This is a genomic window from Cohnella sp. (assembly GCF_041640265.1).
Classification (GTDB): Bacteria; Bacillota; Bacilli; order Paenibacillales; family Paenibacillaceae; genus Cohnella.
Window position 1 is genome coordinate 1 of the sequence record NZ_JBEQAP010000064.1, and the last position, 13944, is coordinate 13944.

The 13944-nt window shown below is 47.9% G+C and carries 16 protein-coding genes; 15 read left to right on the plus strand and 1 reads right to left on the minus strand.

Annotated elements, in window-relative coordinates; translation table 11 throughout:
• The 15 genes from ACESLK_RS26945 to ACESLK_RS27015 form a co-directional block, all read left to right on the plus strand.
• On the plus strand, positions 1-626 hold a 626-nt coding region (locus ACESLK_RS26945), incomplete at its 5' end, for an RNA-guided endonuclease TnpB family protein (protein WP_373232891.1).
• Between the two features lie 691 nt (positions 627-1317).
• Positions 1318-1968: a ribonuclease H gene (rnhA, locus tag ACESLK_RS26950; protein WP_373232892.1), complete on the plus strand. Its 651-nt coding sequence runs from the start codon at positions 1318-1320 to the stop codon at positions 1966-1968.
• Positions 1969-2118: 150 nt separating this feature from the next.
• Positions 2119-3216 carry a mechanosensitive ion channel family protein gene (locus ACESLK_RS26955; protein ID WP_373232893.1) on the plus strand — a complete coding sequence of 366 codons (1098 nt, stop codon included), beginning with the start codon at positions 2119-2121 and terminating at the stop codon, positions 3214-3216.
• A gap of 368 nt (positions 3217-3584) precedes the next feature.
• Positions 3585-4496, plus strand: a complete 912-nt coding sequence (gene ehuB, locus ACESLK_RS26960) for an ectoine/hydroxyectoine ABC transporter substrate-binding protein EhuB (protein WP_373232894.1) — start codon at positions 3585-3587, stop codon at positions 4494-4496.
• Positions 4496-5152, plus strand: coding sequence for an ectoine/hydroxyectoine ABC transporter permease subunit EhuC (ehuC, locus tag ACESLK_RS26965; protein WP_373232895.1), 657 nt, complete (start codon positions 4496-4498; stop codon positions 5150-5152). Before ehuB ends, ehuC begins: the two co-directional genes overlap by 1 nt.
• Positions 5153-5155: 3 nt before the next feature.
• Complete coding sequence (gene ehuD, locus ACESLK_RS26970; RefSeq protein ID WP_373232896.1) at positions 5156-5830, plus strand: ectoine/hydroxyectoine ABC transporter permease subunit EhuD; 675 nt, start codon at positions 5156-5158, stop codon at positions 5828-5830.
• Complete coding sequence (ehuA, locus tag ACESLK_RS26975; RefSeq protein WP_373232897.1) at positions 5827-6669, plus strand: ectoine/hydroxyectoine ABC transporter ATP-binding protein EhuA; 843 nt, start codon at positions 5827-5829, stop codon at positions 6667-6669. The genes ehuD and ehuA overlap by 4 nt, the downstream gene beginning before the upstream one ends.
• Positions 6666-7202 carry a diaminobutyrate acetyltransferase gene (ectA, locus tag ACESLK_RS26980; protein WP_373232898.1) on the plus strand — a complete coding sequence of 179 codons (537 nt, stop codon included), beginning with the start codon at positions 6666-6668 and terminating at the stop codon, positions 7200-7202. The genes ehuA and ectA overlap by 4 nt, the downstream gene beginning before the upstream one ends.
• 6 nt (positions 7203-7208) lie before the next feature.
• The gene (gene ectB / locus ACESLK_RS26985) at positions 7209-8510 is read left to right on the plus strand and encodes a diaminobutyrate--2-oxoglutarate transaminase (protein ID WP_373232899.1); all 1302 of its coding nucleotides are present in this window, start codon (positions 7209-7211) and stop codon (positions 8508-8510) included.
• A gap of 16 nt (positions 8511-8526) precedes the next feature.
• On the plus strand, positions 8527-8916 hold the full coding sequence (locus ACESLK_RS26990) for an ectoine synthase (RefSeq protein ID WP_373232900.1): 390 nt from the start codon (positions 8527-8529) through the stop codon (positions 8914-8916).
• Positions 8917-8946: 30 nt separating this feature from the next.
• Positions 8947-9831, plus strand: coding sequence for an ectoine hydroxylase (thpD, locus tag ACESLK_RS26995; RefSeq protein WP_373232901.1), 885 nt, complete (start codon positions 8947-8949; stop codon positions 9829-9831).
• 77 nt (positions 9832-9908) lie between these two features.
• The gene (locus tag ACESLK_RS27000; RefSeq protein WP_373232902.1) at positions 9909-10583 is read left to right on the plus strand and encodes a hypothetical protein; all 675 of its coding nucleotides are present in this window, start codon (positions 9909-9911) and stop codon (positions 10581-10583) included.
• 200 nt (positions 10584-10783) lie between these two features.
• The gene (locus tag ACESLK_RS27005) at positions 10784-11584 is read left to right on the plus strand and encodes a basic amino acid ABC transporter substrate-binding protein (RefSeq protein WP_373232903.1); all 801 of its coding nucleotides are present in this window, start codon (positions 10784-10786) and stop codon (positions 11582-11584) included.
• Positions 11585-11655: 71 nt separating this feature from the next.
• Positions 11656-12303 (plus strand): amino acid ABC transporter permease, encoded by a 648-nt coding sequence (locus tag ACESLK_RS27010; RefSeq protein ID WP_373232904.1) that lies wholly within the window; start codon positions 11656-11658, stop codon positions 12301-12303.
• A gap of 13 nt (positions 12304-12316) precedes the next feature.
• Entirely contained in the window at positions 12317-13039 is a 723-nt protein-coding gene (locus ACESLK_RS27015) for an amino acid ABC transporter ATP-binding protein (RefSeq protein ID WP_373232923.1), read from the plus strand.
• 122 nt (positions 13040-13161) lie between these two features.
• On the opposite strand, the gene ACESLK_RS27020 is transcribed toward ACESLK_RS27015, so the two are convergent.
• A complete protein-coding gene (locus ACESLK_RS27020; RefSeq protein ID WP_373232905.1) occupies positions 13162-13860 on the minus strand; it encodes a peptidylprolyl isomerase in 699 nt (232 codons plus the stop codon).
• Positions 13861-13944: the final 84 nt, after the last annotated feature.

A 13944-nucleotide genomic window follows, 5' to 3' on the forward strand; every position in this document is an offset into this window, starting at 1 on the left:
TTTCCCTCGTTTGTGAGGTGAACATCGTCCCGCTGGTCCAGCGGGACACCGCTATTGGCATTGACTTTGGGCTGAAGAAATTTGCTGTTTGCAGCAGCGGAGAGGAAAGGGACAATCCCAGACATCTTCGTAAGCATGAGAAACGGCTTATACGCTGGCAACGGATTTTGTCTCGCCGCAAGCAAGGGGGAACCAATTGGCGCCGAGCGAAGCGGAAAGTCGCAATGATTCATGAGAAAATCATGAATAGCAGGCAGGATTTCCTGCATCAACTCACCACCCGATGGATACGCGAAAACCAAACGATCTGTCTGGAAGATTTGCAGGTAGAGGACATGCTGCAAAACGAGAGGCTGGCCAAAGCGATATCCGAAGTTTCATGGTCGATGTGCCGGAGGATGCTGGAATACAAAGCGAAGTGGTATGGACGCACGATCAGCGTGGTGGCGAAAGATTACCCGTCTAGTCAATTGTGCTCTAGCTGCGGACTTCGCAACCCGGATGTTAAAAGCTTAGGGCTTCGAACATGGGATTGTCCAGCATGCGGAGTTCACCATGATCGAGATCGGAATGCCAGCATGAACATTGAGAAAGAAGGATTGCGTTTGGCAGCAATGACTGCCTGAACTGCCAGAACGGCAGGGATCGCTTGGTCAAGTTCGAACCGACAGGTTCGATTATCCAAGAATCCCCCACCTCAGCGGCTATGACGCAGGTGGTGGGAGAGTTCAAGGCTGCAAGTTAACAAAAGTGTTTCACTCCGTTAACAATAGGTTAATAAAAAGTACAGAGGAAACCTTCTCTAACAAACTTCTTACAGCTGTTACCCAGATGAAATTGGTTTTACTCAGTTTCAGGCAGGAAAAGGTGAAAAAACGTCCTCCACCGGTTGACCCTTCACCCATAGCTTTGCTATACGCCTCAAACTGATTAAAATAAATTTGATATCGAAAGGGGATAGTCCATTGGAATAGAATAGCGAAGCATGCTGGGATCAGATTACAACCAAGAAAAAGCCGGTGGCAGCTTTTTCGTACTCTGTGGGCATGCGGGGACTTACCAGTAAAGGAATACGAATAACGAACGAAATTCAAACACGAATAAAATTGTGTATATGATTATCAATAAAGCTGTTGAGTGAAAGGATAGAGAAGTTAATAAATGAATAGCCGAAGTCAAGAATAGTCTCCATTTATAACGCATATAAATGGGGGCTATTTATTTGTGCTTTAAAAGGGGGAACATATCTCTCAAGAGCAGGGTTTGGGACATGAATGACGAATTAAAGTCGGTAGAAGAGATTAAAGGAGTATCGAAATGGCAAAACAGAAGTTCTATGTTGTATGGGTTGGCAGAAAACCGGGTGTTTATACAAGCTGGACGGAGTGCCAGGAGCAGATCAATAAATTCGATGACGCGAAGTTCAAATCCTATGAGACTAGAGCTGCGGCAGATCAGGCTTACAAAGCCGGGTGGAAGAAAAATTGGGGACAAGGCAAACAGCCAAGCAACAGCACCGCGTCCACGACGCGTAAAGCTGCGGGAGCGCAAAGCGCAGAGGAGATCGACTATAACAGCATCTCGGTAGACGTTGGAACAAGCGGCAATCCGGGCCCTGTGGAATATAAGGGTGTAGACACGAAGACGGGTGAAGTGATTTTTGCCAAGGGTCCTATACAGAGAGGGACGAACAATCTGGGAGAGTTTCTGGCCATCGTTCATGGACTGGCTTACTTACAGAAGATGGGGAGCAATAAAACCGTCTATAGTGATTCAGTGAATGCGATCAAGTGGGTGAAGCAACGAGCGGTATCCTCGACGCTTACGAGAGATGCATCAACCCAAGAAATTTGGGATCTGGTTGATCGCGCGGTACATTGGCTGAAAACGAATAAATACGACAACAAGGTTGTAAAATGGCAAACGAAGCAATGGGGCGAGATCAAAGCTGACTATGGCCGAAAATAAAGGTCGTACGACACGTGGATTAGAATGAATGAATAAATAGTATTCCAGCTCTTGCAGGATATTACTGTGAGAGCTTTTTTTAGGTGTTTCGACAATCACTTGCCGGCTATGTTAAACTTGTAGTTCATTTTTGACAGGGAGGTTCGGTGTATGCTTTTAGATTGGTTAATGGAAGTGAGTGACGCCATTAGATGGAAAGACTTGTCGATAGCCGTTGGAATTATGGTATTATTTCTGTTGTTTCGCAAGCTCTTCGCAAGATATATCTATAAATTTATCGTCAAGAAATTTAGCGGGTCCGAGGGGGCGGTTAATTGGGCGCTTGCCTTTGAGAAACCATTACGGTTGTTTTTTGTCATTATGGGTGTCTATATGGCGTTTAAATATTATGTTCCGCAGAATTGGGAATATACTCCTGATATTAATCGAATTTGTCGAAGCTTAGGAATTATCGCGGCCGGCTGGGGGATTTATAATTTATCCGCATCCTCATCTGTTTTGCTCGAAGGGATCAGCAAAAGGTTTGGCTTAGATGATACCAGTATGCTGATTCCTTTTTTGTCGAAAATATTAAGATTTATCGTTGTCGTTCTCATTCTCACCATTGTCGGCTCGGAGTGGGGTTTCAGCATTAACGGATTGGTTGCGGGTATGGGACTTGGCAGCCTTGCAATCGCGCTGGCGGCTAAGGACACGCTCGGTAATATTCTCGGCGGCATCGTTATCATTCTGGAGAAGCCTTTCTCCAAAGGGGATTGGATTTTAACTCCGAGCACGGAAGGAGTGGTGGAGGATATTACGTTCCGCAGCTCTAAGATTCGAACGTTCGCGGATGCGATTGTGACGGTGCCTAATGCCACTTTGGCGGATCAACCCATTACGAACTGGAGTAAAATGGGCAAACGCCGTATCTCTTTTACGCTTGACGTGGCTTTGGATTCCGAGCGGGATCGCCTAGCAGTTGCCATTGCTCGCATAGAGGACGAACTGAGGCGTGATGAAGCGATTGACCAGGAGACGATAATGGTCAAGTTCAGTGATTTCAAGGAAAGCAGCTTAGGCATTTTCCTCTATTTCTTCACATCAACGACCGTATGGTCCGAGTACCTTGCCGCGCGCCAGGATAGCAATTTAATGATTATGCGGGTGCTTGAAGAAGAGGGAATTCGGCTGGCCGTTCCAGTCAGAAGAGTGCTTGTAGAAGATTCGGCTTCTGAGCGTTACAAAGGGCTGCTAGAAGAGGGTTAATTTCATCGTTTTATAGCAAGGGATATCCAACAAGCGATTTGATGGCTTGTCGGATATCCTCTTTTTTGTCGATTTAAACCGATTTTAGCTCAATTACGATCAAAAATGGTTGTTTAATGATTAAAAATACATTTTATCTTCTGTTTTCTAATCCGCGCTTAATAGGAAGCGATTTTTCGTTAGTCTGTTTATGGGAGTATGTGGGAGGAACATGGAGGATAAAGCAGAATCTGGCAGGTAATCTCCTCTCATCCTCTCTGAGCGGGCCTGAGCCATGGAGAGGGGCTTATATCAAGGGTGAGCGCAAAGGTCAGTCATGTTACGATTATTAGCGTGTTCTAATAAACAAACGGAAGGAGTACGAAGGAATGATGAAATTATTTCACGCTGGACTTTGCCTGGTGTTGTTTAGCATCCTGATCGGATGCGGTAACGATGGCGACAATGGAAAAGAAGGGGGCGCAGGATCGCCGAGCGAATCTGCCTCCTCGCCTACGGAAACGACGCTAGCCAAAGCTCAACGCGAAGGATTTGTAACGGTTGGTTTTGCGAATGAAAATCCATACGCTTATGCGACGCCTGACGGCAAGCTTACAGGGGAAGCCGTTGAAATCGCTCGTAAAGTGCTGTCTAACCTGGGAATCGAGCAAATGGATGGAGTTCTTACCGAATTTGGTTCTCTTATTCCAGGCTTGAAGGCGAAGCGATTTGATATCATTACGGCAGGTATGTTCATAAGGCCGGATCGTGCTGCGGAGGTTGCTTTTGCTAATCCGGAATACAGCATCGGCGAAGGCCTCGCGGTCGAGAAGGGAAATCCATTAAATCTCCATAGCTATGAGGATATTAAAGCAAATCCAAAAGCAAAAGTTGCCGTTATGGCGGGTGCAGTGGAAGTAGATTACCTGAAAAGCGTTGGCGTAGCGGAATCGCAAATCGTCACTGTACCGGATCAACCATCAGCTATATCTGCACTTCAGTCGGGACGCGTCGATGCCCTTACGATGACAGGTCCCGCGCTGCAAGCCATGCTGGACTCGGCAAAGGATAATAACATAGAGCGAGTTATGGATTTCGAGCAGCCGGTCATTGACGGGAAAAGCGTTCGGGGTTACGGTGCGGCGGTATTCCGTAAAGCGGACAACGAATTCCGCGAAGCGTTTAATGCGGAGCTTCAGAAGCTTAAGGAGTCCGGCGAGCTTCTGGAAATTCTGCAGAAGTTTGGCTTTACCGAGCAGGAGCTTCCAGGTGACATGACGGTGGAAGAGCTGTTAAAGTAATGGATTTTCTATCGCTGGATCTTCTGCCACCACTGCTTAGGGGATTAAAAGTAACCATTCTCTTAACTGTCTATAGTATCGCGGTCGCTTTTTGCCTCTCCTTTCTCGCGGGTCTTGGACGAATATCGCATTCTCGTTTTGTGAGGGGCATAACGACCGCTTATGTTGAAGTGTTTCGGGGAACCTCGCTGCTGGTACAGCTTTTCTGGATGTATTTTGCCTTGCCGATGCTTCTTGACATTCGCTTGTCGGCGATGACCGCTGCAATTCTGGCTTTAGGCTTGAACTATGGGGCATATGGCTCGGAAGTGGTGAGAAGCTCCATTCTCGCTGTACCCAAAGGACAAATCGAAGCCTCGATAGCTCTGAATATGACCCCCTTTCAACGAATGAGACGAGTGATTCTGCCTCAGGCTTGGGTGATGATGCTGCCGGGCTTCGGTAATCTGCAGATTGAATTGCTGAAGGGGACATCGCTTGTGTATCTCATTACGTTGACGGATGTAACCTACCAAGGCATGCTGCTGCGTTCTTATAACATCTCCCAAACCACGGCGATTTTCGTATGGATCCTTATCCTCTATTTTGTAACGGCATATGCATTAACCGCGATCGTGCGGTTCGCTGAGCGCAGAGCCTCAATAGGGAGGGGGTAGCAGATGTGGAGCTGGGACTACGCATGGTCGATACTGCCGGAATTGCTCTCCGTCATTCCAATTACTATTGGAGCTACATTCGCTGGGTTCATCATTGCCTGTGTATTGGGACTGCCGATCGCCTTAGCTAGAAGATCGAGCAGCAGGTGGATATCATTGCCTGTCGCCGCGGTTACAGAATTTATTCGAAGCACACCGCTTATTATTCAGTTGTTCGTATTAGTATTCGTGCTGCCTAAGGGACTTGGTATTACCTTATCCCCCTTCATGGCAGGAATTATCGGCCTCGGAATTCACTACAGCACTTACTTATCCGAGGTGTATAGATCCGGGATTGACGCTGTACCCAGGGGCCAGTGGGAAGCGTCCACTGCGCTTAACTTCAGCAAGTACCATACATGGCTTCGAATTGTGCTTCCCCAATCCGTTCCGCCGACGATTCCCGTTATGGGCAATTATTTGATCGTAATGTTTAAGGAAACACCCACCTTGTCGGCTATTACAGTTGTGGAGCTGCTGCTAACGGCAAAAATCATCGGTTCAGCGTCTTTCAAGTATCTCGAAGCGTTTACGTTGGTTGGTATTATCTTCTTTGTGCTTAGTTATCCTTCAGCGTTGCTCGTTCAGGCATTGGAAAGGCGACTGAAAGGAAGGGAAAGGAGAGGCTTAGCCAAATGAGTCAGAATATTGCGTTAAATAAAGAGCGTCCTGTTGTGAGCTACCAGAACATAACTAAGTCGTTCGGTGACCATACGGTGCTTACAGAGCTCGATCTGGATATTCAGCCCGGTGAGAAAATTGCCCTTATCGGTCCTAGCGGCTCTGGCAAAACAACCATTGCCAGACTGCTGATGACGTTGGAAACGCCAACCTCAGGTACGATCGAGGTAGATGGTGAAATGTTGTGGCACATGCCTGAACGCGGGAAGCTGGTTCCGGCGAGCGAGAAGCATCAGCATCGTGTCCGCAGCAAGATTGGTATGGTATTCCAGCACTTTAATCTGTTTCCCCATATGACGATCTTGCGCAATGTAACAGAAGCTCTTATACATGTCCTTAAGCTGCCGAAGGCTGAGGCTGAGGGGCGCGCGCTAGAAATTTTGACACGTGTCGGCCTGCAGGATCATACCAAGCATTACCCTGTCCAGCTGTCGGGCGGACAGAAGCAACGGGTTGCCATCGCCAGAGCGCTTGTCATGCAGCCGCAGATCATGCTGTTCGACGAAGTGACCTCAGCGCTGGATCCCGAATTGGTCGGAGAGGTCCTTGATGTGATTAAAGGAATAGCGGCTCAAGGGGACATGGCCATGATGCTGATCACCCATGAGATGGATTTTGCCCGGGATGTTGCAGACCGCGTCTTATTCACCGACGGGGGCCGAATCGTCGAGCAGGGGACGCCTCAGCAAATTTTTGAATCCCCTCAGAGTCCAAGGCTGCAAACGTTCCTGACCCGGTTCCTTAACGGGCGTCCAGACAGGGAATCCGGTAACAGAGTTGCGGCAGGTGCCGAATGAAGCTTGAGAATGTAATAAATGTAGATACGCTGCGTTACCGTTTGCCGGGAAAAAACGATGGAGCGTCGATGTGGAGGATGGTCAAGGAAAGCGGCAAGCTGGATCTGAATTCTCCCTATCATTATTTAACGATGAGCCATTGGTTCTCGGACAGCTGCCGGCTTGCGGAGGATCCGCACAATAATCGCCTAGTTGGCATGGTAACCGGCTTTCGTCAGCCCTCTCACCCCGAGACGTTATTCGTCTGGCAAATCGCTGTGGATGATCATTATCGAGGGAGAGGTATTGCTAGGAGGCTCTTGGATGAATTAACCGCTAATCGGAAAATCCGATATGTAGAAGCAACGATTTCTCCCTCCAATCTTTCCTCCAAGCGTTTATTCGAGAAATGGGCTGCAGCTCGGCAAGCTTCGATCGTTATATCTGAAGGGTTTAGTGAGACTTGTTTTCCAGGCCAGCAGCATGAGAGGGAAGATTTGTATCGAATCGGTCCGCTTAGGCAGGGTACTGAATGGACAATAGAGGAGGAATAGCCGTACATGATTGAACAAACGAAGTTAAGTGACGGGTTACAGATATTCGAAACGCTGGAGTCCGAGGTCAGGAGCTACATCCGTTCTTTTCCAACTAAATTCAAGCGCGCTTCGGGATATCGCATGTGGAACACTGAGGGGAAATCTTACATCGATTTTTTTGCGGGTGCTGGAGCACTGAATTATGGCCACAATCATCCGGGGATGAAGGCTAAGCTTATGGATTATATAATGGCAGACGGTGTTGCGCACAGCTTGGATATGGCGACTGAAGCCAAGGAGCTTTTTCTGGCAAGATTTAGCGACGTGATCCTTAAGCCCAGGAGTTTGGACTACAAAGTTATGTTTCCGGGCCCGACCGGCGCGAATTCCGTGGAAAGCGCATTGAAGCTGGCCCGAAAAGTGACTGGAAGGCAGACGGTAATGAGCTTCACGAATGCTTTTCACGGAATGACATTGGGCGCGCTTGCGGTCACCGGCAACAAGTTTAAGCGCAGCGGGGCGGGAGTGCCGCTGAACCATACGATATCCATGCCCTATGACGGATATATGGGGAAAGACTTAAACACGTTAAACTTCATTGAAAGCTTCCTGAACGACAGCGGAAGCGGAATATCGCTGCCTGCGGCGGTTATTGTGGAGACGCTGCAAGGAGAGGGCGGCATTAACGTCGCCAGTACCGAGTGGTTGGTCGGATTAGCGGATCTATGCAAGCGTTACGGCATGCTGCTTATCGTTGACGATGTACAGATGGGCTGCGGAAGAACGGGATCGTTCTTCAGCTTCGAGCGTGCTGGGATAACTCCGGATATCGTATGCATGTCCAAATCAATTGGCGGTTACGGACTTCCCATGGCAATCACCCTAATGAAGCCGGAGCTTGATCTATGGGAGCCGGGTGAGCACAATGGAACGTTCCGCGGCAATAATCTGGCGTTTATTACGGCGACGGAAGCTCTTAAGTTCTGGGAATCCGGTAATTTCTCTCGTGATATCGAAGTCAAAGCCGAGCTTGTACGGAATGTGCTGGAAGGAATCGTTCGCAGTCTTCAGGGGCTAAATGGAGAGACCAGAGGAATCGGCTTGATGCAGGGTATAGCGTTCGAACCTGGAGTTGCCGATCGGATATCCATGCTTGCCTTTGAGCGCGGGCTTATTATTGAAACCTCAGGTACGGACAGTGAAGTTGTGAAGATCATGCCCCCGCTCACGATTGACGGGGAAGGATTGGCCGAGGGACTGCGCATATTAACGGAATGTGTTTATGAAGCGGCGGCCGAGATCAAGATACCCGTAACACACGTATAGAAGGAGCGGATTCAATATGATCGTCCGATATTTAGAAGAGCGGATAGGCACGGAATATGATGTGGATACTCCCACTTGGAATAGCCGGAGATTATTGCTGAAGGAGGATGGCGCAGGCTTTTCCCTTCACGATACCCAGATTAAAGCCGGCACGGAGACGATGATCTGGTATAAGCATCATGTCGAAGCCGTCTATTGCATCGAAGGTGAAGGGGAGATTGAACTGGTTAACACCAAGGAGAAGTTCCCGATTCGCCCAGGGATGATGTACGTGCTGAACGGACACGAGAAGCATTGGCTGCGGGGTAAGACCGACATGAGAATGGTCTGCGTATTTAACCCGCCTTGTACAGGTTTAGAGGTTCATGATGAAGAGGGGGCGTATGCAGCCCCAACAGCGAATTAATATTTTTTTTCCGAGAGGAGTTTGTTGACCATGATTGAAAGCGTAAAGGTGCGAACTGATGTATACCCCACCCGTAAATCGGATCAACCGGAGCTTTTGGAACGTCAGGATCCCGTCGTCTACGATTATATATTGAAGCAGAAGGAAATTGATTCTGCCAAGCTAGACTTCTATGAAGAGAACGGCTACTTATTTTTTGACTCCTTCTTTCATGAGGATGAGGTCGCGCGGTTTAAGAGTGAGACAAAGCAGCTTCTCGAGAAGAGCCGCGGTTTAGAGAAGCCGGAGGTTATTCTGGAGCCCGGCGGGGATGAGGTCCGTTCAATCTTCGCCGTTCATAAGGAAGCAGGATTTTTCTCGGAGTTGGTAAATCACCCTCGGCTCCAGGCCATCGTACAGCAAATTCTCGGAAGCGAGACTTACGTTCATCAGTCGCGCATTAACTTTAAGCCAGGATTTACAGGCAAGGAATTTTACTGGCATTCTGATTTCGAGACATGGCACGCGGAGGATGGGATGCCTCGAATGCGGGCACTTAGCTGCTCGATTGCTCTGGAGGATAATACAATCTTTAACGGCGCATTGATGGTTGTCCCGGGTTCTCATCGTGTATTCGTGAGCTGCGTTGGGGAGACGCCCGATAATCATTATAAGGACTCGCTTCGTCGTCAAGAGTACGGCGTACCGGATCAAATAAGCTTAACGCAGCTCGTGAAGGATGGCGGAATCGAGATGCCGGTCGGGAAGGCGGGGTCCGTGCTATTGTTCGACTGCAACCTGATGCACGGGTCAAGCGGGAATATCTCTCCTTTACCGCGGAGTAATGCCTTTTATGTCTTTAACAGTATAGAAAATAGATTAGAAGCACCATTTGCTGCGGGCAAGCCGCGACCTGATTTTGTTGCTACTCGGTAGTTAGACGACAAGGCCATTTACTAGGTGAAACATTAAGCAGGTTTATTCCGTCTATGGGGACGGAGGTGTTCTACAAAGTGAATTATAAAAAAAGAAAAATCGTCTTTACTGTATTAGCTTTGGCCTTATCCATGGGACTGACCGCTTGCAGTGGAGGGGTGAACAATAACGATCCGAGCGCAAGTGCCAGTGCAGCCGGCAGCCCTTCCGCTTCGCAATCACAGCCAGTATCCCCATCAGCGTCTGCTTCACCGTCGGCTTCGGCTCCAGCTTCCAAGCAGCCGGCGTCTGATCTCCCGGTTACTAAATCTTTTACGATAGAACTCGAAGGAAACAAGGAAGAGCGCGAGGCCAAGCTGGCTGTGGGGGAAGGTTACTCGTTCTACATTTTCGAGCAGTTCTCGTTCGACCAAGCTGCTGGTAAGCTTACAATGAATGTGGACCCCAATTATTCGGTTGAGATCATGAAGCTTCCTTCCGACTACAACAGCGATCAGTTGCAAGTGGAAGGGACAGAGGAACTGAAAGTCGTAGGTGACGTCAGGGATATCACGCAAACAGAAGATGATGGCATGATTCAGAATGCGTCGGTCTATCTGAAAGCCTCGGGTGACAAGGGGAGCAAAGAGTACATCGTGATGGAGTTCGGCGGCAACGGTTATCTTATTAAGGTAAACATCCCTGTGGGAGAACCGACCGAAGGCTTCGTTCCACTGGCGTACACTTCGATTAAATCGATTGTTAATCAATAAGAAATTAGGTTTTGTAGACGACCCTGACAGTACTTTTGTCTGGGTCTTTTTTGATATGATTTCCCGAACCGCTCTCCTTTTATCGGATTCTACCGTTATAATCATGTCATGTTATATAACATTGCCTGAAAGTCTCATTGCCAATTATTTTGTTACCTGATAAACTCTTAATATTGAATAAGTATCTAGGAGGATTTACGATGAAAAAAGGATTAATTTTGACGCTTGCCGCCATAATAATGCTCGTAGCTGCAGGGTGCGGCGCAAAGGAAAAAAGTGGTGCTGACGGCGCTAAAGTATACAAATTTGCAACCGATGCCCAGTACCCTCCAATGGAAAGTATGGACAAGGAGGACATCGTCGGCTTCGACATTGATTTCTTGGCTGCAGTCATGGAAGAAGCGGGCTTGGAGTATGAAATCAACAATTTGGGTTGGGAAGCCTTGCTTAACAGCGTGATGACGGGTAAAGAATATGACGCGGGTATTTCTGCCGTGACAATCAATGATGAACGCAAACAATCTTATGATTTCTCTATTCCTTATTTCGAATCAACCAACATGATTCTGGTACCGGAAGGCAGCGATGTTAAAAACGCTCTTGATCTTAAGGATAAGAAGGTCGCTGTTCAAATCTCGACAACGGCTGACGAGCTTATGAAGGGGATCATGGGCGAAAGCAACACAAACCTGAAGAAGTTCGAGAGTAATGCACTGGCAATGCTTGAACTCGCAAACAAGGGAGTAGACGCTGTTGTTGCGGATATCGCAATCGTACAAGAATATATTAAGAACAATCCGAACGAGAAGTTCGTTCATATTATCGACAGAGAGAACTTTGCTTCCGAATATTATGGTATTGCCTTCCCTAAAGGAAGCGAACTGAAAGCTAAGCTTGATCCAGCTATTAAGACAGTCCTGGAAAGCGACAAGTACAAAGAGATTTATAAGAAATGGATTGGCGGCGAGCCTGATATGACGGGCGTGCTTAGCGCACAATAATCCGAGAGCATGCGTGATAGAACGTTGCGCATGCTTTTTTTCGACTTTAGTCGGTAGAAGGGAAGATTCGAGTGGACTTTAGATTTGACATCATATGGGAATACTTCCCTCTATTCATGAGGGGAACGCTTTACACGGTTGGCATCTCCATTTTTAGTATCCTTCTGGGATCGATATTGGGACTTGGGATCGTATTCGGGAGTTTGTCTAAAAGATGGTATTTGCAATGGCCTACGCAAGGATATATTCATTTATTCAGAGGTACGCCTCTTCTGCTGCAAATTTTAATCGTGCACTTTGGCCTCGTGCCCTTGGTGCTTGATACTACGGATGCTATTATTGCCGCAATTACCGCTCTTACATTGAACTCTGCGGCCTATACGGCAGAAATCTATCGCGCGGGAATACAGTCCATTGATAAGGGACAATCGGAAGCTGCTTATTCATTGGGAATGACACACCGTAAGGTAATGCGTTACATTGTTCTGCCTCAAGCCATAAAACGGATGATTCCCGCCTTCGGAAACGAATTTGTCGTACTGGTCAAAGATTCGTCCTTGGTGGCTGTTATTGCCGCTCCGGAATTAATGTATTGGACAAGGTTAGCGGGCGCGTCTTATAACAGAGTATGGGAGCCATATTTGGCTGCTGCAGTTATTTACTTGATCCTGACCTATTCTCTTAGCAAGCTGTTAAAGTACATCGAAAGGAAAATGTGACGCCATGAACCCGATTATTCAAGTAAAAGGCTTATCCAAGTCGTTCGGATCGAATGTCGTTCTTCAGGATATTGACATGGAGATTCAGCAGCAGCAGGTTGTTGTCGTGATCGGACCGTCGGGGTCTGGTAAGTCTACCTTCCTGCGATGTCTCAACTTATTGGAGAAGCCGGAGCAAGGCGAGATTTGGATTGAAGGCACCTCCCTAATGGACGGAAATACGAAAATCGAGGAAATACGGACCGAAGTGGGGATGGTGTTCCAGCAGTTTAACTTATTCCCGCATATGAAGGTCATTGATAATATTATGCTTTCTCCGATGAAGGTACGGAATTGGAGCGCTGAACAAGCGCGCAAGAAAGCTTTGGAGTTGCTAAGCAAGGTTGGATTGGCGGAGAAAGCCGATGCTCTTCCAAGCTCGCTGTCGGGTGGACAAGCTCAGCGGGTTGCGATAGCCCGTGCGCTTGCGATGGAGCCGAAGATCATGCTGTTCGACGAACCGACTTCAGCGCTCGATCCCGAGATGGTCGGAGAGGTTCTAGCGGTCATGAAGACGCTGGCGAGTGAAGGAATGACAATGGTTGTCGTTACTCATGAGATGGGATTTGCCCGTGAGGTCGGAGACCAGATTGTATTCATGGAGCAAGGGCGAGTAGTGGAGAAGAGCACACCGCAGGTGTTGTTCGAGAATCCGAAGAGTGAGAGGACGAGACTATTCTTGTCCAAAGTGCTGTAAATATTAAAGTCCCCGCAAGATCTGATAACGAAAAAAAGTGGTTATACATGGGGAAGCTTCCCGGTGTATAACCACTTTTTTGCTTGTTGCTCAGATAAGCATCACGCTTATCCATTGTGAATTTACTTAATGATTTCCGGCTCTGGAGCATCTACTCCGCGAGTATCAACGGTAACCTTCTTCATGACGGGTGGAGTGTTCGGACGATCGTTAGAGTTTTTAGGCAGCTTCACGATTTCGTTTACTGTGTCCATTCCTTCCGTTACTTTACCGAATGCAGCATAAGCGCCGTCCAAATGCGGTGAGTCCGCAACCATAAGGAAGAACTGAGAGCCTGCGCTGTTCGGGTTGCCGGAGCGAGCCATAGAGAGTACGCCAGCAGTGTGCTTGAGGTTGTTCTCAAATTTATTCTGGCTGAACTCGCCTTCAATTCCGTAACCTGGTCCGCCCATTCCCGTACCGTCTGGATCGCCGCCTTGAATCATGAAGCCCGGGATGATGCGATGGAAGATGGTGCCGTCGTAGAAGCCTTTTTTGACGAGCGAGATAAAGTTGTTTACCGTGTTTGGCGCAACCTTCGGATAAAGCTCAACCGTTATGATTTTGCCGCTGTCCATTTCGATGGTGACGATTGGGTTATCGCCGGATGTGTCTACTCCGTTCATTGGGGAAGCCTCCTGTGTGGATGCCGGCACGTTAGTGGATACCGGTGCATCGTTTGTTTGATTTGCATTGTTCTTACCGCCGCAAGCTGTTACGAGCAGCAAAAGAGAGATAAGCATAAGAAAAGAAACGACAATCCGCTGTTTTTTGACAACCAATTTCCATATCCCCCTTGTCCTCTTTTTCTTAAGGGATTATATCATTTGCGCGAATGGGAATCCACTCGGGAGACTAAATCAAGG

Bases quoted from the DNA above. Each gene is read 5' to 3' on its own strand.
- ACESLK_RS26990 (WP_373232900.1), top strand. From the start codon at position 8,527: ATGATCGTCCGATATTTAGAAGAGCGGATAGGCACGGAATATGATGTG.
- ehuD (WP_373232896.1), top strand. From the start codon at position 5,156: ATGTGGAGCTGGGACTACGCATGGTCGATACTGCCGGAATTGCTCTCC.
- ectB (WP_373232899.1), top strand. From the start codon at position 7,209: ATGATTGAACAAACGAAGTTAAGTGACGGGTTACAGATATTCGAAACG.
- ehuB (WP_373232894.1), top strand. From the start codon at position 3,585: ATGATGAAATTATTTCACGCTGGACTTTGCCTGGTGTTGTTTAGCATC.
- ehuC (WP_373232895.1), top strand. From the start codon at position 4,496: ATGGATTTTCTATCGCTGGATCTTCTGCCACCACTGCTTAGGGGATTA.
- ACESLK_RS26955 (WP_373232893.1), top strand. From the start codon at position 2,119: ATGCTTTTAGATTGGTTAATGGAAGTGAGTGACGCCATTAGATGGAAA.
- ehuA (WP_373232897.1), top strand. From the start codon at position 5,827: ATGAGTCAGAATATTGCGTTAAATAAAGAGCGTCCTGTTGTGAGCTAC.
- rnhA (WP_373232892.1), top strand. From the start codon at position 1,318: ATGGCAAAACAGAAGTTCTATGTTGTATGGGTTGGCAGAAAACCGGGT.
- ectA (WP_373232898.1), top strand. From the start codon at position 6,666: ATGAAGCTTGAGAATGTAATAAATGTAGATACGCTGCGTTACCGTTTG.
- thpD (WP_373232901.1), top strand. From the start codon at position 8,947: ATGATTGAAAGCGTAAAGGTGCGAACTGATGTATACCCCACCCGTAAA.
- ACESLK_RS27005 (WP_373232903.1), top strand. From the start codon at position 10,784: ATGAAAAAAGGATTAATTTTGACGCTTGCCGCCATAATAATGCTCGTA.